General features: G+C 65.5%; 21 protein-coding genes and 1 pseudogene. 14 read left to right on the forward strand and 8 right to left on the reverse strand.

The window, feature by feature from the left end:
* The first annotated feature begins 228 nt into the window (after positions 1–228).
* The 9 genes from dnaA to EAV90_RS01020 all read left to right on the forward strand — a co-directional run bounded on the left by dnaA (position 229) and on the right by EAV90_RS01020 (position 11,949).
* Positions 229–1,638 carry a chromosomal replication initiator protein DnaA gene (gene dnaA / locus EAV90_RS00980; protein WP_122400102.1) on the forward strand — a complete coding sequence of 470 codons (1,410 nt, stop codon included), beginning with the start codon at positions 229–231 and terminating at the stop codon, positions 1,636–1,638.
* A 375-nt stretch (positions 1,639–2,013) separates the two neighbouring features.
* On the forward strand, positions 2,014–3,132 hold the full coding sequence (gene dnaN, locus EAV90_RS00985) for a DNA polymerase III subunit beta (protein ID WP_122400103.1): 1,119 nt from the start codon (positions 2,014–2,016) through the stop codon (positions 3,130–3,132).
* A 75-nt stretch (positions 3,133–3,207) separates the two neighbouring features.
* A complete protein-coding gene (locus EAV90_RS00990; protein WP_129142323.1) occupies positions 3,208–3,483 on the forward strand; it encodes a GIY-YIG nuclease family protein in 276 nt (91 codons plus the stop codon).
* A gap of 46 nt (positions 3,484–3,529) precedes the next feature.
* Positions 3,530–4,666: a DNA replication/repair protein RecF gene (gene recF / locus EAV90_RS00995; protein ID WP_129142324.1), complete on the forward strand. Its 1,137-nt coding sequence runs from the start codon at positions 3,530–3,532 to the stop codon at positions 4,664–4,666.
* Between the two features lie 92 nt (positions 4,667–4,758).
* Entirely contained in the window at positions 4,759–5,502 is a 744-nt protein-coding gene (locus EAV90_RS01000) for a hypothetical protein (protein ID WP_129142325.1), read from the forward strand.
* A 308-nt stretch (positions 5,503–5,810) separates the two neighbouring features.
* Positions 5,811–8,246 carry a DNA topoisomerase (ATP-hydrolyzing) subunit B gene (gene gyrB, locus EAV90_RS01005; protein WP_122400107.1) on the forward strand — a complete coding sequence of 812 codons (2,436 nt, stop codon included), beginning with the start codon at positions 5,811–5,813 and terminating at the stop codon, positions 8,244–8,246.
* A 367-nt stretch (positions 8,247–8,613) separates the two neighbouring features.
* On the forward strand, positions 8,614–9,909 hold the full coding sequence (murA, locus tag EAV90_RS01010; RefSeq protein WP_122400108.1) for a UDP-N-acetylglucosamine 1-carboxyvinyltransferase: 1,296 nt from the start codon (positions 8,614–8,616) through the stop codon (positions 9,907–9,909).
* A gap of 160 nt (positions 9,910–10,069) precedes the next feature.
* Positions 10,070–11,464 carry an MATE family efflux transporter gene (locus tag EAV90_RS01015; protein ID WP_129142326.1) on the forward strand — a complete coding sequence of 465 codons (1,395 nt, stop codon included), beginning with the start codon at positions 10,070–10,072 and terminating at the stop codon, positions 11,462–11,464.
* On the forward strand, positions 11,461–11,949 hold the full coding sequence (locus EAV90_RS01020) for a DUF2867 domain-containing protein (RefSeq protein ID WP_122400110.1): 489 nt from the start codon (positions 11,461–11,463) through the stop codon (positions 11,947–11,949). Before EAV90_RS01015 ends, EAV90_RS01020 begins: the two co-directional genes overlap by 4 nt.
* Before the next feature lie 102 nt (positions 11,950–12,051).
* On the opposite strand, the gene EAV90_RS01025 is transcribed toward EAV90_RS01020, so the two are convergent.
* Positions 12,052–13,167 carry an FUSC family protein gene (locus EAV90_RS01025; RefSeq protein WP_122400111.1) on the reverse strand — a complete coding sequence of 372 codons (1,116 nt, stop codon included), beginning with the start codon at positions 13,165–13,167 and terminating at the stop codon, positions 12,052–12,054.
* A 118-nt stretch (positions 13,168–13,285) separates the two neighbouring features.
* On the opposite strand from EAV90_RS01025, the gene EAV90_RS01030 reads away from it, so the two are divergent.
* The gene (locus EAV90_RS01030) at positions 13,286–14,653 is read left to right on the forward strand and encodes an MmgE/PrpD family protein (protein ID WP_129142327.1); all 1,368 of its coding nucleotides are present in this window, start codon (positions 13,286–13,288) and stop codon (positions 14,651–14,653) included.
* 242 nt (positions 14,654–14,895) lie between these two features.
* On the opposite strand, the gene EAV90_RS01035 is transcribed toward EAV90_RS01030, so the two are convergent.
* Together EAV90_RS01035 and EAV90_RS01040 are read right to left on the reverse strand one after the other, a co-directional pair.
* Positions 14,896–16,323 carry a serine hydrolase domain-containing protein gene (locus tag EAV90_RS01035; RefSeq protein ID WP_129142328.1) on the reverse strand — a complete coding sequence of 476 codons (1,428 nt, stop codon included), beginning with the start codon at positions 16,321–16,323 and terminating at the stop codon, positions 14,896–14,898.
* A gap of 195 nt (positions 16,324–16,518) precedes the next feature.
* A pseudogene (locus EAV90_RS01040) lies at positions 16,519–17,172 on the reverse strand (helix-turn-helix domain-containing protein); the annotation flags it as partial.
* A 170-nt stretch (positions 17,173–17,342) separates the two neighbouring features.
* On the opposite strand from EAV90_RS01040, the gene EAV90_RS01045 reads away from it, so the two are divergent.
* On the forward strand, positions 17,343–18,260 hold the full coding sequence (locus EAV90_RS01045; protein ID WP_129142329.1) for a pirin family protein: 918 nt from the start codon (positions 17,343–17,345) through the stop codon (positions 18,258–18,260).
* A gap of 120 nt (positions 18,261–18,380) precedes the next feature.
* On the forward strand, positions 18,381–19,295 hold the full coding sequence (locus EAV90_RS01050) for a phosphoribosylaminoimidazolesuccinocarboxamide synthase (protein WP_129142330.1): 915 nt from the start codon (positions 18,381–18,383) through the stop codon (positions 19,293–19,295).
* Here EAV90_RS01050 and EAV90_RS01055 read toward each other — a convergent pair.
* Positions 19,292–19,741, reverse strand: a complete 450-nt coding sequence (locus EAV90_RS01055) for a nuclear transport factor 2 family protein (RefSeq protein WP_129142331.1) — start codon at positions 19,739–19,741, stop codon at positions 19,292–19,294. The two genes, EAV90_RS01050 and EAV90_RS01055, sit on opposite strands and share 4 nt — an antisense overlap.
* A gap of 9 nt (positions 19,742–19,750) precedes the next feature.
* Complete coding sequence (locus EAV90_RS01060) at positions 19,751–20,632, reverse strand: NAD(P)H-binding protein (protein ID WP_129142332.1); 882 nt, start codon at positions 20,630–20,632, stop codon at positions 19,751–19,753.
* 37 nt (positions 20,633–20,669) lie between these two features.
* On the opposite strand from EAV90_RS01060, the gene EAV90_RS01065 reads away from it, so the two are divergent.
* Entirely contained in the window at positions 20,670–21,560 is an 891-nt protein-coding gene (locus tag EAV90_RS01065; protein ID WP_208738455.1) for a helix-turn-helix transcriptional regulator, read from the forward strand.
* Between the two features lie 217 nt (positions 21,561–21,777).
* Positions 21,778–22,053, forward strand: coding sequence for a hypothetical protein (locus EAV90_RS01070; protein WP_129142334.1), 276 nt, complete (start codon positions 21,778–21,780; stop codon positions 22,051–22,053).
* Between the two features lie 51 nt (positions 22,054–22,104).
* Here EAV90_RS01070 and EAV90_RS01075 read toward each other — a convergent pair whose 3' ends face one another.
* The 3 genes from EAV90_RS01075 to EAV90_RS01085 form a co-directional block, all read right to left on the reverse strand.
* Positions 22,105–23,598 carry an NAD-dependent succinate-semialdehyde dehydrogenase gene (locus tag EAV90_RS01075; protein WP_129142335.1) on the reverse strand — a complete coding sequence of 498 codons (1,494 nt, stop codon included), beginning with the start codon at positions 23,596–23,598 and terminating at the stop codon, positions 22,105–22,107.
* Positions 23,599–23,767: 169 nt separating this feature from the next.
* Positions 23,768–24,088, reverse strand: a complete 321-nt coding sequence (locus EAV90_RS01080) for a hypothetical protein (RefSeq protein WP_122400121.1) — start codon at positions 24,086–24,088, stop codon at positions 23,768–23,770.
* A gap of 492 nt (positions 24,089–24,580) precedes the next feature.
* Positions 24,581–25,582: an adenosine kinase gene (locus EAV90_RS01085; protein WP_129142336.1), complete on the reverse strand. Its 1,002-nt coding sequence runs from the start codon at positions 25,580–25,582 to the stop codon at positions 24,581–24,583.
* Positions 25,583–25,595 lie beyond the last annotated feature (13 nt).

Consider the following 25,595-nt stretch of genomic DNA (forward strand, 5'->3'; position numbering starts at 1 on the left):
AGCTCCGTCGGATCTCCAGCCCCCCGCGTGTGACGGAGCGCCGAGTACGCGCTGACCTCGCGACCCTTCCATCTCTGACATCGCTGATCTGACCCGCGGCGTTCGCGCCGAAGGTCGAGCCATGCCCGACGATGGACTCGCTCGAGGTCGCGCCACTTCAGGGACCGGGCAGGACCCCTGCATGGCGCTCACAACGCAACTATATCTCTCAAGAGAAGTTTTCTGACGATGACAATGGAACAGGATCGCTGGTCACGCGTGAAGGGTCGGCTGCGCTCGAGCGTTGGCGAGGACGTCTACACGAGCTGGTTTGCACGCATGGATCTCGAAGGCGTGCAGGACGAGAGCGTGCGGCTCTCGGTGCCGACGCGATTCCTGAAGAGCTGGATCCAGGCCCATTATGCCGAGCGCGTGCTGTCGTGCTGGCAGGCCGAGATGCCGGAAGTGCATCGCATCGACCTCACGGTCCGCTCCGCCGTGCGCCCGGCGGCGCACCCGAAGGAAGCGCCCGCGCCGGTCGAGGCGCGCCGCGCGCCGACACCGGAATTGCGCTCGACCGCGACCGCGCCGGTCTCGGCCAATCACGACGCGCTCGGCGGCTCGCCGCTGGATCCGCGCCTGACCTTCGCGAGCTTCGTCGTCGGCCGCTCCAACACGCTGGCACATGCCGCCGCGCGCCAGGTTGCCGAAGGACGCCGCGGCGATCCCGTCATGTTCAACCCGCTCTACATTCACGCCGGCGTCGGCCTCGGCAAGACGCATCTCTTGCAGGCGGTGACCTGGGCCGGCAATTCCGGCAACGAGCGCAAGGTGCTGTATCTCACGGCGGAGAAATTCATGTACGGCTTCGTCGCTGCGCTGAAGACGCAGACGGCGCTGGCCTTCAAGGAAGCGCTGCGCGGCATCGACGTGCTCGTCATCGACGATCTGCAATTCCTCCAGGGCAAGTCGACGCAGGCCGAGTTCTGTCACACGCTGAACGCGCTGATCGACGCCGGCCGCCAGGTCGTGATCGCGGCCGACCGTCCGCCGTCCGACCTCGAAAGCCTCGACGACCGCGTGCGCTCGCGGCTCGCCGGCGGGCTCGTGGTCGAGATGGGCTCGCTCGGCGAGGAGCTGCGCCACGGCATCCTGAAGTCGCGCGTCGCCGCGGCCCGCGCCCATCATGCGACGTTCGAGGTACCCGAGGAGGTGCTGCAATATCTGGCGCGCACCATCACCCATAATGGCCGCGATCTCGAAGGCGCGATCAACCGTCTGCTCGCGCATTCCAAGCTCAACAACCGGCCGGTGACGCTGGAGATGGCGGAGCACGAGGTGCGCGACCTGGTGCGGCCGCAGGAGCCCAAGCGGATCAAGATCGAGGACATCCAGCGCGTGGTGGCGCGGCAGTACAATGTCAGCCGCTCCGACCTGTTGTCCTCGCGCCGCACCGCCAACGTGGTCCGCCCGCGGCAGGTGGCGATGTATCTCGCCAAGACGCTGACCCTGCGCTCGCTGCCCGAGATCGGCCGCCGCTTCGGCGGGCGCGACCACACCACCGTGCTGCACGCGGTACGCAAGATCGAGGCGCTGGTCTCCAAGGACACCGCGCTGTTGGAAGAGGTCGAGTCGCTGAAGCGCCAGCTTCAGGAATAAAGGCCTATTTGTTTCGCCTTCAGCAGAGGCCGTCATGCCCGGGCTTGACCCGGGCATCCACGTTCTTTGGCCTTCTTAGGCAAGCCGGATGGCCGGGACGAGCCCGGCCATGACGCTGTGGGGACGATCGCTACCCCACCAGCGAGGGAGCGCACCTGCACCCGGCTGCCCGCGCCGGTTTGCCGTTAAATCGTGGGGAACTGCCCCCAATGCCTTGAATCCCACCGCCATCCGCGCCACCTTGCGCGACCCTGACGGCTTTGGTCATATCGGCTCGATGACCCGGCCTTCCGGGGTCTTCGGTGCCGTGGCGCTTTTCGGCTGCCGGGCTTCTTCCAACGCAGTGTTTTCCTTGGGGATCGGGCGAGTAGTGCAATGAAGGTTACGGTCGAACGCGCGCAACTCCTGAAGTCGCTGGGCCATGTCCACCGCGTGGTCGAGCGCCGCAACACGATCCCGATCCTCGGCAACGTGCTGGTCCGCGCCGAAAACGCCAAATTGTCGCTGAAGGCGACCGACCTCGACCTCGAGGTGACGGAGACGCTGCCGGCGGAAACCGCGACCGCGGGCTCCACCACCGTGCCGGCGCACATGTTCTACGACATCGTGCGCAAGCTGCCCGACGGCTCGCAGATCGTGCTGGAGGCCGACGGCGACCGGGCGGTGCTCGCGATCCGCGCCGGCCGCTCGCGTTTCACGCTGCAGACGCTGCCGGAGAATGATTTCCCGGATCTCGCCGCCGGCGACATGTCCCACTCGTTCTCGCTCGCGGCCAAGGACGTCAAGCGGCTGATCGACCGCACCCAGTTCGCGATCTCGACGGAGGAGACGCGCTACTACCTCAACGGCATCTATCTGCACGCGGCCGGCACGGCCAAGGCCGCCACCCTGCGCGGCGTCGCCACCGACGGCCACCGCCTCGCCCAGCTCGACCTGGTGCAGCCCAGGGGCGCCGAGGGCATGCCCGGCGTGATCGTGCCGCGCAAGACCGTCGGCGAGGTGCAGCGCCTGATCGAGGACACCGAGGCCGAGATGACGATCGAGCTGTCGCAGGCCAAGATCCGCTTTACGATCGGCAACGTCGTGCTGACCTCGAAACTGATCGACGGCACCTTCCCCGACTACGGCCGCGTCATCCCGCAGAACAACGACAAGGAGCTCGTCGTCGACAAGAAGGACTTCGAGAACGCGGTCGACCGCGTCTCCACCATTTCCAGCGAGCGCGGGCGGGCGGTGAAGCTGTCGCTGTCGGCCGGCAAGCTGGTGCTGTCGGTGACCAACCCGGATTCGGGCAGCGCGACCGAGGAGCTCGAGGTCGAATACGCCGCCGACGCCCTCGATATCGGCTTCAACTCCCGCTATTTGCTCGACATCGCCGCCCAGATCGAAGGCGACGTCGCAACCCTCCGCCTCGCCGATCCGGGCTCACCAACCCTGGTGCAGGATCGTGACGACAAGAGCGCACTGTACGTGCTGATGCCGATGCGGGTGTGAGGCTATTTTCTCCTCTTGTCATAGCCGGGTCATGGCCGGGCTTGACCCGGCCAGCCATCGAACAAAACGACCTGGGTGTACATCCTCGCCAGCAAGCCCGGTGGAACACTCTACATAGGCGTCACGAACAATTTGGTCCGCCGCGTCTATGAACATCGCGAGGGTCTGGCCGATGGCTTCACCAAACGTTACGGCGTGAAGGCTTTGGTCTATTTCGAGGCGCATGACACGATCGCCGCTGCCCTTCAGCGCGAAAAGAACATGAAGCACTGGTCCCGTGAGTGGAAGATCGATCTGATTGTGAAGAGCAATCCCACCTGGCAAGACCCATATGATGAAATTGCCCGCTGACGCGGGCGAGGGATTGCCGGGTCAAGCCCGGCAATGACGAGTTGAGATGACCCCCTCCCGCATTCATCGCCTGACGTTGACGCACTTTCGCAATTATCGGGCGGCGGGGCTCGAGACGGCGGCTGACGTGGTGGCGCTGGTCGGGCCGAACGGGGCGGGCAAGACCAATTGCATCGAGGCGATCTCGTTCCTGTCGCCGGGACGCGGCCTGCGCCGCGCAACGCTGGAGGACGTCGCCGACAACCAGGGCGACGGCTCCTGGGCGGTGTCGGCGCAGGTCGAGGGCGCGCTGGGCCTCGCCACGCTCGGCACCGGGATCGATGCGCCGCGCGCAGATGGCCCGGTCAGCCGGCGCTGCCGCATCGACCGCGAGCCGGTGGGGTCGGCCAGCGCCTTCGGCGACCACATCCGCATGGTGTGGCTGACGCCGGCGATGGACGGGCTGTTCATGGGGGCTGCGTCCGAGCGGCGGCGCTTCTTCGACCGCCTGGTGCTCGCCATCGACAGCGAGCATTCCAGCCGGATCAACGCACTCGAGCGCTCGCTGCGTTCGCGCAACCGCCTGCTGGAGACGCGCAATTACGACGACCATTGGTGCGACGCGATCGAGCGCGAGACCGCCGAGCTGGCCGTCGCGGTCGCAGCAACGCGCGGCCAGACCGCGGCAAGGCTCACCGGCATGCTCAACGCACGCGCGCAAGAATCCGCGTTCCCGTCGGCGCAGATCGCGCTCGACGGCTGGATGGAGAACGCGCTGCTCCAGGAGACCGCGACGTCGGTCGAGGACCGCTACCGCCAGATCCTGCGCGACAACCGCCCGCGCGATGCGATCGCCGGTCGCACCACCGACGGTCCGCATCTCACCGACCTGCAGGTCGTCTACGCGCCGAAAAGCATGCCCGCGCGCGACGCTTCGACCGGCGAGCAGAAGGCGCTTCTGATCGGCCTCGTGCTCGCGCATGCGACGCTGGTCGCCGAGATGACCGGCATCGTGCCGCTGCTGCTGCTCGACGAGGTGGTTGCGCATCTCGACCCGAACCGCCGCGCGGCGCTGTTCGAGGAGCTGAAGAAGCTCGGCGCGCAGGTGTGGCTGACCGGCGCGGATCCTGCCGCCTTCACCGAGATCGGCGCAGGGGGCGAAGTCTTTGACGTCGAGAGCGGACGAGTCTCGGCCCGAAGCTAGACCGCCGCCTTGAACCCGCCCGTTTGCGGCCGCGACTAGCTTTTTGAGCGCGCGGCGGCGATGGCGTCGCGCGCGATATCCTGGAGAGAAAGATGCGGACGGTAATGACCGGGGCGCAAGCCCCGGCACGATGGCTGGCGTTTGCGTGCGGCCTCTGCTTTCTCGCGATCTGCATGCTCGCGGCGAGCGCCGGAGCCTGGGTGTCGCAGCTGCCGCCGCTGTTCTCGGCCGGGCTCACGCCGGATCCCGCGACCAAGCTGCCCGCGCCGACCCGCTACAGCTACAGGGGAATCCACACCACCGTGGTGAGCGGCATCGAAGCGCCGCTCCGTACCAGGCTGGAAGCGACCGTCCCCTTCGATCTCGGCGACGTGCTCGCCTTCTACCGCGCCGAACTCGGCAAGCTCGGCTGGCAGGAAAAGCCTGACGGCGCGGTGATCGCCGCCGATCACGTCGAGCTTGCCTTCGCCTCACCGCTCGGACCGGCGCTGCTGGAGCTCCATCGCAAGGACAACAGCACCGCGATCGAGCTCGTGCAGAAGAATTCGGATACGGCGACAAAGGCGAACGTCATGCCCGAACCCGGCCAGGCCAAGGTGGTGTTCAGCAATATCGGCGAGACGGAGGCCGCGCTCACCATCGACGAGCGGACAATCATCCGCGCCCGCGGCGCCAATGCCGTCGCGCTGGACCTGCCGGCCGGCAAATATCCCTACGAAGTGAACGTGCCCGGGCATCCCGCCCATACGAACACCCTCGTCATCGCGGCCGGCGACACCTGGGAGCTCACGGTCGGACGCGACGGCGATGCGTGGTCGCCGCTGCATCTGTATTGAGCCCGTCTCGATCCGCGGGCAGCGAGACGCGCAGCGTGAAATCTCTCACCCCGGCGGCGCGGAACCAGCCTTCAGCCCCGCAAAATCCACGCCCCCTTCGAGGCCCCAACGGGCCCTCGAATCGCGCTTTTTGCAGTGCCGGAAACCGCCCTCCAAAAGCCTTGAAAACCGGCCCAAAAACCCTATCTGCTCAAAGGGTTGCCGGGAGATACTTTGCGCTAGGCGCAAGCGGTCTTTCATGGCACAAATAACCTCGCAAATCAGCGCCTTTTGCGCCGCTGATTCGGGCGACATCTCGAAGGCCTCTCATGACAGAACCTGCTCGGCAGCATGCTGCCGAAAACGAGCCCTCCACCGCGAGCGAATACGGCGCGGAATCGATCCGCGTGCTCAAGGGTCTCGACGCCGTCCGCAAGCGTCCGGGCATGTATATCGGCGACACCGACGATGGCTCGGGCCTGCACCACATGGTCTACGAGGTCGTCGACAACGCGATCGACGAGGCGCTCGCGGGTCATGCCACGCGCGTCGACGTGATCCTCAACGCCGACAATTCCGTCACCGTGCGCGACGACGGCCGCGGCATTCCCGTCGACATCCACAAGGGCGAAGGCATCTCGGCGGCCGAGGTCATCATGACCCAGCTGCACGCCGGCGGAAAGTTCGACCAGAACTCCTACAAGGTCTCCGGCGGCCTGCACGGCGTCGGCGTCTCCGTCGTCAACGCGCTGTCGAGCAAGCTGATGCTTCGCATCTGGCGCGACAACAAGGAGCACTATATCGAGTTCGCCCATGGCGACGCCGTCGCACCGCTCAAGGTGGTCGGCGAGGCACCGGGCAAGCGCGGCACCGAGGTGACGTTCCTCGCCTCGACCGAGACCTTCAAGAACATCGAGTACGATTTCGCTACCCTCGAGCACCGCCTGCGCGAGCTCGCCTTCCTCAATTCCGGCGTGCACATCGCCCTCTCCGACATGCGCCACGCGGTCGAGAAGCGCGAGGAGATGTACTATTCCGGCGGCGTCGAGGAGTTCGTCAAATATCTCGACCGCAACAAGAAGGCGCTGGTGCCCACGCCGATCATGGTGCGTTCGGAAGCCAACGGCATCGGCGTCGAGGCCGCCTTGTGGTGGAACGACAGCTACCACGAGAACGTGCTGTGCTTCACCAACAACATCCCGCAGCGTGACGGCGGCACCCATCTTGCCGGTTTCCGCGGCGCGCTGACGCGCCAGGTCAACGGCTATGCCGAGGCCAATGCCAAGAAGGAAAAGATCGCGCTGACCGGCGACGACTGCCGCGAAGGCCTCACCGCCGTTTTGTCGGTGAAGGTGCCCGATCCGAAATTCTCGTCGCAGACCAAGGACAAGCTGGTGTCCTCGGAAGTGCGTCCCGTGGTCGAGAACGTCCTCAACGAGGCGCTCCAGGCCTGGTTCGAGGAGCACCCCTCCGAGGCCAAGATGATCGTCGGCAAGGTGATCCAGGCCGCCGCTGCCCGCGAAGCTGCGCGAAAGGCGCGCGAGCTGACGCGCAAGAGCCCGCTTTCAGTCTCCTCGCTGCCCGGCAAGCTCGCCGACTGCCAGGAGAAGGATCCAGCCAAATCCGAGCTCTTCATCGTCGAGGGCGACTCGGCAGGCGGCAGCGCCAAGCAGGGCCGCAACCGCGAATTCCAGGCGGTGCTGCCGCTGCGCGGCAAGATCCTCAACGTGGAACGGGTCCGTCCCGACAAGATGCTGTCGTCGGAGCAGATCGGCACCCTGATCACCGCGCTCGGCACCGGCATCAGCGACGAGTTTTCGGTCGAGAAGCTGCGCTATCACAAGATCATCGTGATGACGGACGCCGACGTCGACGGCGCTCACATCCGCACGCTGCTGCTCACCTTCTTCTACCGGCAGATGCGCGACATCATCGACGGCGGCTATCTCTATATCGCCCAGCCGCCGCTCTATAAGGTCTCACGCGGCAAGTCCGAGCAGTACCTGAAGGACGAGCGAGCGCTGGAAGACTATTTGATCGACGCCGGTCTCGATGACTGCGTGTACATCCCTGGCACCGGCGGCGACCGTTCCGGGCGCGATTTGCGCGCGCTGGTCGACGACGCCCGCGTCGTCCGCAGCATCCTGCGCAACCTTCACAGCCGCTATAACCGCAAGGTGGTCGAGCAGGCCGCCATCACCGGCGTGTTGAACAAGGACATCTACGGCGATCCCGAGAAGGCCGCTGCGGCCGCGCAATACATCGCGAGCCGGCTCGACAACCAGGCCGAGGAGGTCGAGCGCGGCTGGGTGGGACAATTCGTCGAGGGCCAGGGTTTCGTGTTCGAGCGCACCGTGCGCGGCGTCAAGGAAGCGGCTGTGATCGACGATGCGCTGCTCGGCTCGGCCGAGGCGCGCAAGCTCGACGAATATACGACCAGGCTCCAGGACGTTTACGCCCGCTCCGGCAAGCTGCGGCGCAAGGACAACGAGCACGTGGTCCACGGCCCGGTCGATCTGTTCGAAGCCGTGACCGACGCTGGCCGTAAAGGCATCACGCTGCAGCGCTACAAAGGCCTCGGCGAGATGAACCCCGAGCAGCTCTGGGAGACCACGCTCGACACCGAGGCACGCTCGCTCTTGCAGGTGAAGGTCAAGGAGGTCGACGAGGCCGACGACATCTTCACCAAACTGATGGGCGACGTGGTGGAGCCGCGCCGCGACTTCATCCAGGAACACTCGCTGAGCGCGACGATCGATATTTGAGGCCGGGTTGGCTTGATCGGAGCCAACCACGGATGCAGATCACCTGATCGGCGCGCTGATCCTGATCGCGACCCTCTATGTGATCGGGAATATCGTCGGGCTGTTTTGAGGGCCGCTTCCACAAGCTTCATCCTCATCCTGAGGAGCCCGCGAAAGCGGGCATCTCGAAGGATGGCCACAGGCGAATAGGGGCCTGCATGGTTCGCGACGCGCGTTCCGCGCTCCTCACCATGAGGGATCAGCAGCTTCGCCTGGGCTCACGGATCGGCTACGAACCACCGCCCAGCACAATTGCTCCCGCGCTCAAATCTCTGTAGTTTCCGCCCGAAACAGCCCTCCCCACTCCATCAGGACAGCGAGAATCCATTTGGCGCCCATCCAATATATCGTCGAGGGCGGTCACCGGCTCTCGGGCTCGATCGAGCCGTCCGGCAACAAGAACTCGGCGCTTCCGATCATCGCCGCCGCCCTGCTCACCGAGCATCCGGTCACGCTGGAGAACGTGCCGCGGATCCGCGACACCGAAACACTGGTCGAGCTGATCCGCTCGGTCGGTGCATCGGCGGAATGGACTGCCCGCAATACGCTTCACATCCATGCCAAGAGCATCCGCGCCGCCGATCTCGATCCCGAGCTGTGCGTGCGCATCCGTGCCTCGATCCTGCTCGCGGGGCCCCTGCTCGCGCGCTGCGGCGAGGTGATGCTGCCGCCACCGGGCGGCGATGTCATCGGCCGCCGCCGTCTGGACACCCATGTGCTGGCGCTGGAGCAGCTGGGGGCCAAGGTCACCGCGACCGACCGGCTCGAGTTCCGCGCGCCAAAGCTCGCCGGCGCGGACGTGTTTTTGGACGAGCCGAGCGTCACCGCGACCGAAAACGCGCTCGTTGCAGCGGTCGCCGCCGAAGGCGTCACTTACTTGCGCAACGCCGCCTCCGAACCGCATGTGCAGGACCTCGCCAACTTCCTGGTCGCGCTCGGCGCGAAAATCGAGGGCATCGGCACCAACACCATGACCATCCATGGCGCGGCGACGCTGGGGGAAGCGAGCTACAGGATCCAGCCCGACCACATCGAGGTCGGCTCGCTGATCGGACTTGCCGCGGTGACGCGCTCGCCGCTGCGCATCACGCGCGCCGGTGTCGAGCATCTGCGCTCGATCCGCATGGGTTTCGAGCGGCTCGGCATCGTCTGCCGAATCGAGGGCGATGACCTCATCGTGCCCTCCAATCAGACATTGAAGATCCAGGACGATTTCGGCGGCCATGTGCCCAAGCTGGAGGACCAGCCCTGGCCGGCCTTCCCGGCCGACCTGATGTCGATCGCGATCGTCACCGCCACGCAATGCGAGGGCGTGATCCTGATGTTTGAGAAGATGTTCGAATCGCGGATGTTCTTCGTCGACAAGCTGATCGCGATGGGCGCGCGCATCGTGCTCTGCGACCCGCACCGCGCCATCATCGCCGGCCCCAGCCGCCTGCGTGGTGCGCCGATGACCTCGCCCGACATCCGCGCCGGCATGGCGATGCTGCTCGCCGCCGTCTGCGCCGAGGGCACCTCCACCATCAACAACGCCGACCAGATCGAGCGCGGCTACGAGCGCATCGAGGAACGGCTGAATGCACTGGGCGCGAAGATCAAGCGCGTGCCGGAAAGGAAGAGCTGAAGGCTCTTTCTTCATTCTCCCCCTGTGGGAGAAGGTGGCGCGAAGCGCACAATATCGTAGATTCCATGGGCGGTGGCTCCTGTTGGGTCCCGGCTCGCGCTTCGCGCGTCCGGGACACGTGGGCCATGTTTTCGACGTGTGGCCGTGCTATTGACCGGCGATGCTCGACACCGTGCAACATCATTCGCAGCCGCAGGCCGGCGTGCCGCCAAATCATCTCGCCGAAGAGTTCGTCCAGACGCTGCGCCTCGCCGTGCCGATGATGCTGACGCAACTCGGGCAGATCGCGATGATCACGACCGATCTCGCGATGATCGGCCACCTCGGCGAGAGCGCAGTGGCCGCGGCGGCGCTGGCGCATACGGTCTATTTCGTCAGCTTCACCTTCGGGCTCGGACTGATGTCCGCGGTGTCGCCGCTGGCCGCGCAGGCGTTCGGCGCCGGCGATATCAGGCGCATCCGCCGCTCCCTGCGCGTCGGCCTCTGGGCCGCGCTCTTGATCTCGCTGCCGATGATGGCCTCGCCGCTCTATGGCGAGCAGATCCTGCTCGCACTCGGACAAGTGCCACAATCCGCCGCGCTGGCGCAGCGCTACCTGAACGGCCTCGCCTGGGGAATCGCGCCGGCGCTGGGCTTCATCGCGCTGCGCAGCATGATGAGCGCGGTGAACCGGCCGCAGGCGCCGCTCTGGATCACGGTGGCGGCGATCCCGGTCAACGCCGCGCTGGTCTACGCCCTGATCCACGGCCTGTTCGGCCTGCCGGAGCTCGGCCTGTTCGGCGCGGGACTTGCGACCACGCTGGTCAATCTCGGCACCTTCCTCGCTGCGCTCGCCATCGCGGCATGGCGAAAACCCTTCGCCGGCTATCATCCCCTCGCCCATCTCTGGCGGATCGACTGGCCGCTGATGCGTCAGCTGGTTGCGGTCGGCGCGCCGATCTCGTTTTCCCTGCTGCTGGAATACGGCCTGTTCTCCTCGGCCGCGCTGCTGATGGGGCTGATCTCGACCACGGCGCTCGCCGCGCACCAGATCGCGCTCCAGGTCACCGCCGTGCTGTTCATGGTGCCACTCGGCATCGGCATGGCTGCGACGGTGCGGGTCGGTCATGCCTTCGGCCGCCGTGATCCGGCGGCGGTGAAGCGCGCAGGGCTCGCCGCAGCCGTTCTCGGTGTCGCGCTGGTCTTCGCGCTGACGATCGCCATCGTGATCGGGCGCTATCAGCTCGGCCGGCTGTTTTTCGGCGGCGCCAGCGAAAGCGCGGCCACCGTCGAACTGACGGGGACGCTGCTCCTGGTCGGCGCCACCTTCTTCATCGCCGACGGCCTGCAGACCATCATGGGCGGCGCGCTGCGCGGCATCAACGACACCAGGATGACACTGCTGTTCGCGGCGATCGGCTATTGGGGCGTCGCCTTTCCCACAGGCTGGATGCTCGCGTTCCACGCAGGGTTGGGCGCGATCGGCGTCTGGATCGGCTTCTCGATCGGCACATTCGTCTATGCCGGGCTCCTGGTCTTGCGCTTCCGAATGCTGACGCGCAGATTGGTGGAATGAAGGGGACGGTCCACGAAGTCACGCCTGAGGTCGATGCCAATGCATTGCTGCCCGGCGCGCAGTTCATCGACGCGTTTCGCGTCGAGATCGGCGCGGCGGCGGTCGATGCCCGCCAGGCCTGCGTCCGGATGGTGCTGCACGGGCCGCGCTGGGTCGACGGTCTGGTGCACCTGCGCAACATTCTGGTGACGCCGTTCGGGCTGAAGACCTCGGGCGAAGGCGCGCCGGCGCCGCACGGCCTGATCGGCCTTTTTCCGGTGGTGAGCGAGACGCCGGAGCGGCTCGTCGCGGGCTTCAACGATTCTCATCTCGACTTCCGCCTCGTCGTCGACGTGACGGGCGATGCCGCGAGCCGCCGGGTGACCTCGACCACGCTGGTGCGCACGCACAATCTGCTCGGCCGCACCTACCTCGCCCTCATCACGCCCTTCCACAAGCTCGTGGTCCGCGGCATGATGGGACGGATCGTGGAGCCGGCCCGTTAAAGCGCGATGAGATTTGGATGAATCGTCATCGCGCTTTAGCTTGTTGTTTACGCATGATCTTTCCGGAAAACCGCTTCGCACTTTTCCGGATCATGCTTTAGCTTACTCCGCCACCCGCGCGGACTTGTTGCGCGACGCCTCCGACCATTCGCCGACGACGCGATCGAGATCGCACAGATTCTGGTGCATCTGCTCCAGGGAGAAGCCGAGGGCGAAGAAGCGCTCGGCGGTGTCGCCGGGCTGGCCGCGGATCAGGCCGTCCTGGCGGACAGAGGCGACCGCTTCGGCGTAATGCTGGAGCGCGAGGTGGACGGGATGGATCGGCGGCGCGCCGGCGCCTTCGCGCAAGGCGGCAGCGGCCGAGCGCAGGAAGCGCGCGATCACGGTCGAGACTTCCGTGAGCGGGCCCGATAGGCGCGTCTGCACCTCGATCGGCAGTGGCACGACAGTCGCTCGGCCAATCATCACGACGTCATGGCGCAGCCGCAGGATCGTTCGCAGCAACGGGCCGGTGTCCGGGCCGCTCGACAGGCGCGCGGCGCGCTCGCGCTCGGCTTCGGAGCCGATCGCATTGAGGCTGACCATGGCCGTGCCGATGCCGTCCTGGATCCTATGCAGCGCGTCATTGTCGCGTCCACGGGTGAGACCCGCGAGCAGCTCGGTGAAAGCATCCGCGATCAATTCGAGCAGCGTCGCCGCGCTGGCGCGGATCTGCCGCACCGCGCGCGAGGGCAGCACCAGGAAGGAGACCAGCAGACCCGTGATGGCACCGACCGCGACCTCGCTGACCCGATCGATCGCCGAGGTCATGGGATCGGAGTGATGCATGGTCGGCACCAGGAGCACGATCACCGCGGTGACCGTGGCCGCGCTGAGGCTCGGATTGATCGCAGCGATGAAGGCGAGCGGAGCGACCGACAGCACGAGGAGGCCGAGAAGGCCGGCTTCGCTGGAATAGGGGATCAGGATCGCAATGGCACCGCCATAGACGGCGCCGCCGATGGTGCCGAGCATGTAGTCGCGCGTTGCCTTCAGCGAGCGGCCAACGCTCATCTGGGTCACGATCAGCGAGGTCAGCACCGCCCAGAGCGGCAGCAACAGATGCAGGGCGGTCGCGATCGCATAGGCCGCTGTCGCGGCCACCGTGACCCGGATCGCCAATCCCAGCTGGGTCCGCCGCGACCGGATGCGAGCGAACAGCGCTTTTGCGAATGCCATCGGCGGAAGTCTCGATCCTTTTGAAGCCAAGCAAAAGCATGGCTGATGCCCGCGGCCGCAAGGCCGCTTGAAAGGCCAAATCAGCCCGCTTAACTTGCGCGCCAAACGAGGAAACACGATGGCCCACGAAACTGCAACGCTCGCCGCGTACGTCTTCAACCTGAAATACCAGGATATTCCGGCGGAGGTGCTGGAGCGCGCCAAGGTGCTGACGCTGGACTTCCTCGGCAGCGCGATACGGGCTCGGCGCGAGGCCGAATCGACCCCGTCGATGCTGAAGATGCTGGAGGCGCTGGCGCTCGACACCAAAGGCGAGTCCACCGTGTTCGGCGACACCAAGACCTGGACGCCGGCGGTCGCGGCCCTGCTCAACGGCGCGCTCGGCCATTCCCTCGATTTCGACGACACCCACGCCGATTCCTCGCTGCATCCGAGCGCGCCCGTGGTGCCGGCCGCCTTCGCCGTCGGCGAGATGGTCGGGGCGTCGGGCCGCGACGTGCTGACGGCGATCGTCGTGGGCTATGAGGTCTGCTGCCGGCTCGGCAACGCGCTCGACCCGACCTCGCATTACGCGCGCGGCTTCCACCCGACCGCGACCGCCGGCACTTATGGCGCCGCTGCCGCGGCAGGAAAGCTGTTCGGCCTCAGCGAGAAGCAGCTGATCGCCGCGTTCGGCGTTTCCGGCAGCCAGGCCGCGGGCTCGCTGCAATTCTTGGTCAACGGCGCCTGGAACAAGCGCTACCAGGTCGGCGCGGCCGCGATGAACGGCGTGATCGCAGCGACCCTGGCACGCAACGATTTCGTCGGCGCGACCGAGTCAGTTGAGGGCAAGCACGGCCTGCTCGCCGGCTACACCGACGACGCGCATCCGCAAAAGGCGGTGGCCGATCTCGGCAAGACCTATGAAACGATGAAGATCGGCGTAAAGCCCTATCCGAGCTGCCGCTACACCCATGCCGCGATCGACGCGCTGATCGCCTTGCGGCGCGAGCACAATCTGACGCCCGATCAGGTCAAGCGTGTCGAGATCGGCCTGCATCGCAACGGCATCACGCTGACCGGCGATGCCGCGACCAAGCGGCATCCGCGCTCGATCGTCGGCGGCCAGTTCTCGATGTTCTTCACCGGCGCGCTCGCGCTGGACCAGGGCTCGTTCGGCTGGGACGATTACAACCGGCTCGGCGATGCAGCCATCGACGCGCTCGCCGACAAGTTCGACGTGGTGCAGGACGACCGGCTCGAGATCGGCCGCACCCATCCGTTCGGCGCGCGCGTGAGCATCACCACCGACGATGGCGTGCACGAGCGGCTCTATGCGGATCCGTCCGGCGAGCCGACGTCCTTCCCGGATACGCAGGCGATGCAGCAGAAGTTTTTGACGCTGGCTCGCCCGGTGCTGAACGCGCGCGCAGAGAAGTTTGCCGATGCGATTCTGGCGCTGGAGCGGTTCGACCGCGTGGCGAAGGCGACGGAATTGGGGAGGTAGAAGCTAAGCCGCAGCCGCATCTTACCCTCCCCTGGAGGGGTCCGGGACGAGCGTAGCTCGCCCGTGGGTCGGCACGCGATCGAGCGACGCGAGATTGCGTGACGGGGTGGGGTGATCTCTCCACTCGGGCACTGTTCGTCGCGGAGAGACCGTCACCCCACCCCGCTCGCGGTGCGCGCGATCGACCCTCCCCCTCCAGGGTCCCTCCAGGGGAGGGTAAGAAGCGGCGCGGTCCGCTCTTCTCAATCCGCCCCCGCCAGCTTCCCCTTCTCGCGCGTGGCCGCGACCACATCGTGCACGAGATCGAACACGCCGTCGGCTTGCGGCGGCCAGTTCGGCGAGCGCCCCATGCGCACGATCACCAGCTGCTCCGACGGAATCACGATGGTGTATTGCCCGATCGTGCCCTTGGCGAAGAAGGCATCGCGCGGCCAGCCGTGCTCCACGCGAAAATTTGCGCCAAAGCTGTCGCCCTGGTTGGTCCAGAAGCCGGCGCCGATGCCGACCCACGCATTCGGCGTGGCCCTCGACGAATAGTTCACCCACCCTTCCGGCAAGATGCGCTTGCCGCCGGCGACGCCGCCATTGAGATAGAGCTGGCCGAAGCGCGCCCAGTCGCGTGCGGAGGCCAGCATCTCGCTCGATCCCTCGATCGTGCCGGCGCCGTCGAGCTGGAGCACGACACGACGCATGCCGAGCGGGGCGAACAATTCGCGGCGCGCAAAGGCAAGCGCATCTGCGGGACTGCCGCCGGCCGCAGCACGGATCAGATGCGAGAGGATGAGCATATTGCCATCGTGGTAATTCCACGCCGCGCCCGGTGCGGTCTCGACCGGAATGGTCTCGGCATAGGCCACCATGTCGGTCTCCACGAACTTCATCCGGTTGACGGGCTCGAAGGCCGAGCCGAGCGAGGCTTGCAACGAACTGCCGAGCGCAAGGCCCGCGGTGTGACGCAGCAGCTGATCGACGGTGATGGCATGGCGCGGATCATCGGGGTTCTTCCAGGCTGCGATCGGCGCAGGCCCCTCGAGCTTCAGCTTGCCCTGGCGCACCAGCACACCGATCAGCGCCGATATCACCGACTTTGTCATGGAGAAGCCGAGCAGCGGCGTCTCCGGCCCGATGCCATCCGCGTAGCGCTCGGCGATGATACGGCCGTCCTTCATCACGACGATGGCACGGGTGCGGCGGTAGGGCGGCTCTGCGGGTTCGGTGAAGGCACGGTCGAGCGCGGCGGCGAGTGAGGGGCTTTGCGGCGGCACGATCGCGGGGCCGGCGATCTCGGGTAGCAACGCCGGCCGTTCGTCGTCAGGCAGCGGTTCGACGGCAGTCATGCCAGCGCCATGTTCGAGCGTGCAGCCGAGTCCCTCGCGGTAGACGGCGTGGCTGCGGCCGAGGCCGAACAGCGTCACCGTGACGTCCTTGCGGACGCTATCGACCCTGTAGTCCATCGCCCAGCTGATCAGGCTGGTCCCGGGCATGGCATCGGTGGTCTCGGCGAAGTTGCGTTGGGGATCGAGGCCGGAGACGAACGTCTCGGAGCAGAGAATGTCAGCGACGAAGCCGGTCGCGACCTCAGGCAAGTCGCGGGCCCGGGCGGCGCCGAGCGCAAGGCCGGCTGCGGCAATGGTGGTGGCGAGGAGGACGATCTTGCGGCGGCGGGTCACAGGCTTTCTCCGGCTGGGGCGTATCGCGGGAGGAAGCGGAAGGCGGACGGTGGATGCTCGCCGGATTCGGAAAATGGGCTGGCCTAAAACTGAACGAGACTGGCCGGTTCTGGAATAAGTCAGTTATTTCAGAGTAATACGAGAAATGCCGCCGCAGCTGCGGTGGCCTCCCCGGGGAGAGGCGAAGCGGGCGCGTCACGCCGCATTCACCTTGAGCCGCCGGTATTCCGTCGGTGTCACGCCGGTGACTGCCTTGAAGGCACGGTTGAATGGACCCAGCGACTGGAAGCCGGCATCCATGGCGATGGTGATGATTGGGACTTCGGCCTGGGCGGGATCGGCGAGCGCGGCCTTGGCTTCCTCGATCCGGTGGTTGTTCAGAAACACATTGAAATTGCGATAGCCGAGCCGCTGGTTGATCAGCCGGCGCAACCGGTATTCGGGAATCTTGAGCCGGGTCGCAAGCACGCCGATGGTGATGTTCTCCTGGCGATAGACGCGCTCGTCCGCCATCAGCCGCATCAGGGCGTCGATGAGCTTCTGGTCGGCGGATTCATCGCTCCTCGCGGGTTGAGGAAAAATTGCCGGCGCGGACGTTGACGCCGGAAACAGATCGGCGCCGTCGATGCGCATCATCGCACAGGCAATGGCCGCAACGATGCAGGCGAGCACACCGGCGTTGATCGTGTTGGCGACATCGCCTGCACTGCCGGCAGCAAGGATCTGAAGCAGCGCATTCAGCCCGCCATAGAGCGCGGCGGCGCACACGATGAAGACGCGCACGCGACGGCGACGCTCGACCAGATCGGCGGACCACGATCGGATGGTCTGCGCCACCGCGAGCGCGACGTCCCGGCTCCGCCAAGCTACGCCGGGCCTACACGCGCTCGGCCGGCGAAGCTTCAGCGAAGACGGCAAGCCGGGGCATGACAGCGGAATTTGAGGAGCGACCTTTGCCGCGACGACGATGCGAAACCCTGCTAGGCTCCCGCTCAACAAAGTCAAAACGGAGTCCACCCATGAGCTGGCAGCCCTCGAACGACCCCGTGCTCGGCGATCCCATGTCCTGCGATGCGCTCGATCTGGTCATCGTGCCTCGCACGCGCGATCTCGGCGACGGATTTGCGGTGCGGCGCGCGCTGCCGCATGGCAAGCGGCAAATGGTCGGGCCCTTCATCTTCTTCGACCATTTCGGCCCGGTGCAGTTCGTCTCCGGCAAGGGCATGGACGTGCGGCCGCATCCGCATATCGGGCTCGCCACCGTCACCTATCTGTTCGACGGCGCGATCATGCATCGCGACAGTGAGGGCAACGTCCAGGAGATCCAGCCTGGCGCGATGAACCTGATGACGGCCGGGCGCGGCATCGCCCATTCCGAGCGCACGCCGGATGCACAGCGCGCCTCGGGCCAGAAGATGCTGGGACTGCAAAGCTGGATCGCGCTGCCGGCCGGATCGGAAGAGATCGCGCCGTCGTTCCAGCATTATGCGGCGGGCGACTTGCCTATGATCTCCGAGCGCGATTTTACCGCACGCGTGATTGCGGGCTCGTCCTTCGGCATCGCCTCGCCCGTGTCGATGGTCTCGCCCTGGTTCTACACCGAGGTCACGGCGGTCGCGGGCGCGACGGTGCCGCTCGACCCTGATCATGAGGAGCGCGCGATCTACCTGGTTGACGGCGAGGTCGAGATCGCGAACGAACGTTACGAGGGGCCGCGGCTCCTGATCTTCCGACCCGGCGATCGCATCACCGTGAAGGCGCTCGAGGCGACGCGGATGATGTTTCTCGGCGGCGATGCATTGGAGGGCCCGCGCCACATCTGGTGGAATTTCGTCTCCTCCAGCAAGGAGCGGATCGAGCAGGCCAAGCAGGACTGGAAAACCGGCCGCTTCGCCGCAGTTCCGCAGGAACACGAGTTCATTCCGCTGCCGGAATAGGCTAATCCGGTTTCCGGCTGCGCCATCCGGCGCGTCCGGACTCTCTGCCCGAAGGCCATGTCTGCAAAGACTTGCCTGCAAAGACTTGCCTGCAAAGACTTGCCTGCGAAAGATCTGCCGATGACCACCATGCTCTCCAGTGACCTGCCCCTGCCCAAGATCGGACGCGGCAAGGTGCGCGATATCTACGCCGTCGATGATGACCGCCTGCTGCTCGTCACCACCGACCGCATCAGCGCCTTCGACGTGGTGATGGGCGAGACCATTCCGATGAAGGGCGCGGTGCTGACGCAAATCAGCGCGTTCTGGTTCAATGAGCTCGAGGGCGTGGTGCCGCATCACATGATCAGCGCCGATACCGACGAGATCGTAGCGGCCGTGCCGGCGTTGAAACCGCATCGCGCCGAGATTCTCGGCCGCGCCATGCTGTGCAAGCGGACCACCGTGTTTCCGATCGAGTGCGTGATCCGCGGCTACCTCTCGGGCTCCGCCTGGAAGGAATATGCCGCCAGCGGTACGCTGGCGGGCGAGAAGCTGAAGGCAGGCCTCGTGGAGAGCGAGAAGCTGGAGCCTGCGATCTTCAGCCCGGCGACCAAGGCCGAGAGCGGCCATGACGAGAACATCACCATTGCGAAGATGCGCGCGGTGGTCGGCGACGAGGTCGCCTACACGCTGGAGAGCATGACGCGCGCGATCTACACGCTCGGCGAGGAGCTCGCCCGCGAGCAGGGCATCATCATCGCCGACACCAAGTTCGAGTTCGGCCGCGACAAGGACGGCCGCATCATCCTGATCGACGAGGTGATGACGCCGGATTCCTCCCGCTTCTGGGCTGTCGATTCCTACAAGCCCGGCCAGCCGCAGGCGAGCTTCGACAAGCAACCCTTGCGCGACTATCTCGACGCCGAGCGCCGCGCGGGCCGCTGGAACGGCGACGCCCCGCCGCCGCCACTGCCGGCGAGCGTGGTCGAGGCGACCAGCAAGCGGTATCTGGAAGCGTATCGCCGCGTGACGGGCAAAGAGCTGAAGATTTAAGTCCGGCTGTCGTCACTCACTCCTTCATTGCGAGGAGCCCTCGCGACGAAGCAAATCCAGGCTGTTTCCGCCCGCGGATTTACGAATCCGTGGAGCCGCCCAATGCGGCCGCCATCCAGCACCGCCATGTCGATGCCTGTGGCAGCGGGTGTTGTAGCCCCCGGCGCAGCCAGCCTCCAGCCGAACAAGACCTGATCGTGATGCGCGTTCACGGGACCTGCGAGCGTGAAGCGCAGGTCCGGGACCCTCGCTTGCAAGGCTTCCACCAAGTGTTCGATTGCATCCTTTCCCGCGACCGAGTCATTCGGATCGATATAGGCACAGGCATCGTTGAAGACCGAATCGATCAGCCGCCGGCGTTTCCCGGCATCTCGTTCGTTCCACACCGCGATGTAGTCCTGAACAAGTTTTGTCACCTGCGCGCTCATGTTCTTTCCCATATCCATGCGTGCCACCTACGAAAGGGTGTCACGAACCATCGTGTCCAGGCTGCTCGCGGTGACGCCCAGCAGTTTCTCGGTCTCCCCGGCATCGAGCAGAAGCGGCTTTTCGAACAGATAGGCCATCTCGATCCCTTCGCCGAAGCCGATGCGTTCCAGATCGGTCGCGGTGAGCCGAAGCAAATCCGGAACGTCAATCTTCAGCGCGACCGCGAATCTTCGCACGAGCTCGCGCACGGACGCGGACTGCGACGGCACGTGAAAGGCGCGGCCCCATTCTCCGGTGAAGCGCGACGCCGCGATCAGCGTCCTCGCCGTGTCCTTGGTGAACGTCCAGGCGTGGGCCACATCGGGATCGCCGAGGAAAGATACCGGCTCGTTCCTGAGCAGCGACGGCAGGGCCAGCAGCGAGAAATACGCAACCGCATCCTTGCCCAGATAGTCGCTCGCGCGGACTTCGATGGCGGGAACGTTCGATCGCAACGCACGCTGCCACATGATGTGCCGGGTCGTGCCCTTGCGGCTGGTCGGGTCCGGCTCGAGCTCCGGAGTGAGAGGACTAGCGGCCGCGGCGCCATAGCCATAGACATTCCCGACTACGAGCAGTTTGGCGCCAACCTGCTCGGCCGCCTTGACGGTTCCGTCCATGATCGGGAAGAAATCGGTTGGCCATCGATGATAGGCCGCCATAGCGCACATGAAGATCGCATCCGCACCCTTGCCGAGAGCCGCCAGTTGCGCGGCGTCGGTGGCGTCGGACGAAACCGTTCGGACGTCTCCGGCATCGAGCGATCCGGCATTCCTGCTGGTCAGGATGACACTATGCCCTTCCTCCGCCAGAAGGCGCGCGGTTTCGCGCCCGACAGGGCCGGCTCCGACGATCACGTAATGACTCACTTGGCATCCTCATTGTCACGAATGACGGATGAGTTCTTTGCCGTCGGCGCGGTTGAAAATCGCGCACGATGCGCCAAATATCGAACACGTTCCGCCAAGATCTGGAGCCCGGCCCATGCGAGCGAGACCGAGTTCGGCGCCAACATCAGCCGGCGTCGCCGCCGCTGCCAGGCGGACCGAGCCTGATGCCGTTGCGCTCGAGCCGATCGGCGACCATCGGATCATCATCCATCTCAGCCCCGCGACGCGCTCGTTATGCATCGAGACCGGGGACGAGTTCCTGCGTCAGGCCGGCGACATCGACGTGATTCCCTCTGGTGCGTTCGGCGGCTTCGTCGCCGAGACACCCTACCAGTCGCTTCAGATTCGGCTGGCGCCGAGCATGCTCGACCATGCTGCAGCAAGGAGCCGGCAGCCGGCATCTGCCCGCCTCGCGCATCATCATATGCTGCGGAATGACCGCATCGTTCTGCTTGGACAGGCCCTCGAAAGCGACGTCAGGGCAGGCTCGCCGAGCGGCCCGCTATTTGCCGAAAACGTTGGCATGGCCCTGGCGGTCGAATTGCTCAACCTGGCGAACGATCCGCCAGGTGACCCCATCCGCCTCTCGGACGCGCAGCTCCAGAGAGTGCTCGCCTATATCGACGCAAATCTCGACCAGCCGCTCACCATTGACATTCTCAGCCGCGAGGCCGGCGTCAGCAACTCACATCTGCGGACCTGGTTCAAAGCGGCGATGGATGTCACGATCCATCGCTATATCCTGAGAAGGAGAGTGGAGCACGCACGTCGGCTTCTCCTTCAAGGCAACCGCAAACTAAGCGATATTGCCGCCGAAGCCGGCTTTGCCCACCAGTCTCATCTGGCGAAATGGATGCGGCACGAGCTCGGATATAGCCCCAGCGAACTGCGTCGAAGCAGGAATTGATCGAGCGAGGCCCCTAGACCCCGCCATCATCGCGTATTTGATCTCGACATACTCTTCCATGCCGTGACGCGAGCCTTCGAGGCCAAGGCTGCTTTCCTTGACGCCGAGGCGCTTTGCGACCCTGCGATATCGCCTCCATTGATCCAGATCAAACCGGGAGCCAACGATAAGAGAAAGCTGATCACCTCGGCTTGATACAACAACGAGGGAGATCGCCATGACGCTGGTCGGCACCAAGCGAATGTTACTTTTTACAGCCGTCCTGAGCTGCGGAATTTTCGGCTCGACCAACTGGTCAAAAGACGCCGGCATCGCGTTCGGCGTTCCAAGCGCTGAAGCCAGGGTCGGCCGGCCGGCAACCCCCGTGAGCGTTGCCGGCGTAGCACGTCGAACCACGCGACGCGCGGTCGTTGGGGGAGCGGCGGTGGGTGCGGCGGCTGCCGGCGCGGCATGCGTCCGTGTCTATGTGAACGGCGCCTACGTCTGCCGCTGATGCGATTCGCGCCGGCACACTCAAATCGCCGGCGCGCATCTCGATTGCCGGTTAGACCCCCGCCATCATCACGTATTTGATCTCGACATATTCATCCATGCCGTGATGCGACCCTTCGCGCCCCAGGCCGCTTTCCTTGACGCCGCCGAAGGGGGCGACCTCGGTGGTGATGAGGCCGGTGTTGACGCCGACCATGCCTGACTCCAGCGCTTCGGCGACACGCCAGACGCGGCCGAGATCGCGGGAATAGAAGTACGAGGCGAGGCCGAACGGCGAGGCGTTGCACATCGCGATGACGTCGGCCTCGTCCTTGAAGCGGATCACGGGTGCGAGCGGGCCGAAGGTCTCTTCCTGCGACACCAGCGAGTCCGGCTTGACGTCGGCGAGCACCGTCGGCTCGAAGAAGGAGCGGCCGAGCTCGCTGCGCTTGCCGCCGGTGACGACCTTTGCGCCGCGCTCGACGGCATCGGCGATGTGACGCTCGACCTTGTCGACCGCCTTCATGTTGATCAGCGGCCCTTGCGTGACGCCGCTCTCGGTGCCGTCGCCGATCTTCATCGCCGCGACCTTCTTCGACAGTTTCTGCACGAACTCGTCATAGATCCCGTCCTGGGCGTAGATGCGGTTGGCGCAGACGCAGGTCTGGCCCATGTTGCGATATTTCGAGACGATCGCGCCTTCGACCGCGGCATCGATGTCGGCGTCGTCGAACACGATGAACGGCGCGTTGCCGCCGAGCTCGAGGCCGAGCCGCTTCACGCCGACCGAGGCCTGCTGATAGAGGATCTTGCCGACCGCGGTCGAGCCGGTGAAGCCGACAAAGCGCACCGCCGGATGCTCGCACAGCACCTTGCCGATCGGCGGCGCGTCACCGGTGATGATGTTGAGCACGCCCTTGGGGATGCCGGCCTTCTCGGCGAGCACGGCGAGCGCCAGCGCCGAGAGCGGCGTCTCGTTGGCGGGCTTGAGCACCACGGTGCAGCCGGCCGCCAGCGCCGGCGAGACCTTTCGGGTGATCATGGAGTTCGGGAAATTCCACGGCGTGATCGCGCCGCAGACGCCGATCGGCTGCTTGATCGCGAGCAGGCGCGCATCGGGCCGCTGCGTCGGGATGGTCTCCCCATAGACGCGGCGAGCTTCCTCGGCGAAGAACTCGATATAGGCGGCGCCGATATCGACCTCACCCAGCGCCTCGGTGAGTGGCTTGCCCTGCTCGGAGGTGAGGATCAGCGCGAGATCCTCGCGGTTGGCGACGATCAGCTCGAACCATTTGCGCAAGATGTTGGAGCGCTGCTTGGCGGTGTGCTTGGCCCAGCCCGGAAAGGCGCGCTGGGCGGCTTCGACCGCCCTGGTGGTATCGTCAGCACCAAGCTGCGGAACCTTTGCGAGCTCGACTCCGGTGGCGGGATTGTTGACGGCAAAAACCGGCGTGCCGACCCAGGCACCGTCGATGTAGCAGGCCTCCTTCAACAACGAGGGGTCCTTCAACCGGTCGCGCAGGGAGGCGGTGGCTTGCGGGGCACGTGCAGCGGCAGTCGAGGTCATGGCGTTACTCCCTGAGACGATCGGATCGGCCCGGAATATAGGGACAGGTGGCGCGCAATGCACCGCCCGGCAACGCACATCTGCCGGGAATTATACTGAGAGCCGTGGGTCCCTTACCTCTCCCCTGTTCAGACCGGGGAGAGGTGTGGCGTCGCGATCGAGCAAGCAGTCAGGCCGCGCCGCTGATATAGGTCTCGCGGCGACCGATCATGCGCTCGGCCGCGGCCTTGGCGTCCGCCTTCGTGGAGGTCGCGCATGTCCGGTATTCGAGATCAGGCACATGAGAGGTATCCCGACGGCCGAACCAGGATTTTGAGCCGACCGGCAGCAGCGCCAGCGCCTGCGCCAGATTGTCGACGGCGCCGAAGGAATAGAGTGCGCCGGTGCCGGCGATGCGGACCTCGTAAATGCCGGGCGAAATCGGCGCCTCCAGGTTCTCGCCGCGCCCCGGACGGGGATAGCGCTTCCATTCGCTCCAGGTCGAAATCATCTGAGGTCCCCCTCGCCGCCCATCCGCGGCCGGCAACATTTTGCATCAAGTCTTAATCGGCCCATGGATCGGACCGGGTGCTGAACGCGGCAGCTCGCGAAATGTTTCAGGTGTCCGAAAACTCACGAAACATACGCCTGCAGCCCGTCTCAGGTGAGAGCGAATTCCGGCAATCCACCACAGATTGTGAGGGCGCATCACCGTTCAGCCCCGTTGTCGTCCTGCGTGGGACCAAGACCGTCAAGTCACGACATCGCGACCGGCGCAGGACCATAGATGCGCTGGCCGCGCCGGGCATGCAGGAGGACAATCGATCACTTCCAACAATAATCAAACCCGAGGAAACCCCACGCAAAGCCAAGCACAGTCCCGGCCATCCACGTCTTAGCGGCGCGAGACGTGGAACGTGGATGCCCGGGACAAGCCGGGCATGACTACCAAGCATGAAGCGCGAGCATCGATCCACCGCAATGACGGGGAACGAGCCGCGCCTTAAGCCGTCAACCCGCGCTGCTGCGCGAGCTCCTTCAGCGATACAAGCGGACGCGCACCGATGTGCTGGATCACTTCGGCGGCGGCAAGCGCGCCGAGCTCGCCGCACTGCTTGTAGCCGAAATTGCGCGCCAGGCCGTACAGGAAGCCTGCAGCGAAAAGATCGCCAGCGCCGGTGGTGTCGACCACCTTGTCGACCGGGGAGGCGGGCGCCGCGATGGCGTCTTCCGACGACACCACCATGCAACCTTTCTCGCTGCGGGTGACGACGCCGAGATTGACGTCGTTGCGCAGCTGCTTCAGCGCGGTGTCGAAATCCGAAGTCATGTAGAGCGAATGCAGCTCGGACTCGTTGGCGAAGACGATGTCGACCGTGCCGTTGCGCATCAACGAGAGAAATTCGTCGCGATAGCGGTCGACGCAGAACGAATCCGACAGCGTCAGCGCCACCTTGCGCTTGGCATCATGTGCGATCTTGGCCGCCTTGACGAACGCATCCTTGGCGTTCTTGGGGTCCCAGAGATAGCCTTCGAGATAGACGATGGCGGCGCCGGCGATCTCGGCCGGGTCGATGTCGGCGGGCGACAGGTCCTGCGCCGCGCCGAGATAGGTGTTCATGGTACGCTCGCCGTCGCCGGTGACCAGGATGTAGGAGCAACCGGTGGCGGGACCGTCCTTGGCGGCGGGCGTGTTGAAGGCGACGCCGGCGGCACGGATGTCGTGCACATAGAGATTGCCGATCTGATCGTCCTTGACCTTGCCGACATAGGCGGCGCGTGCCCCCAGACTGGCGATGCCGACGATGGTGTTGGCGGCAGATCCGCCCGAGACTTCCGTGGCCGGGCCCATGTCCTTGTAAATGGCCGCCGCGCGCGCCTCGTCGATCAGCGACATGCTGCCCTTGGTCATGCCATGCTTGGCCAGAAAGGCCTCGTCGGTCCTGACCAGCACGTCAAAGAGCGCGTTGCCGATGCCGAGAACGTCATATTTCACGTCAGCCATTCACCTTGATCCT

This window comes from Bradyrhizobium vignae, from assembly GCF_004114425.1.
GTDB lineage: Bacteria > Pseudomonadota > Alphaproteobacteria > Rhizobiales > Xanthobacteraceae > Bradyrhizobium > Bradyrhizobium vignae.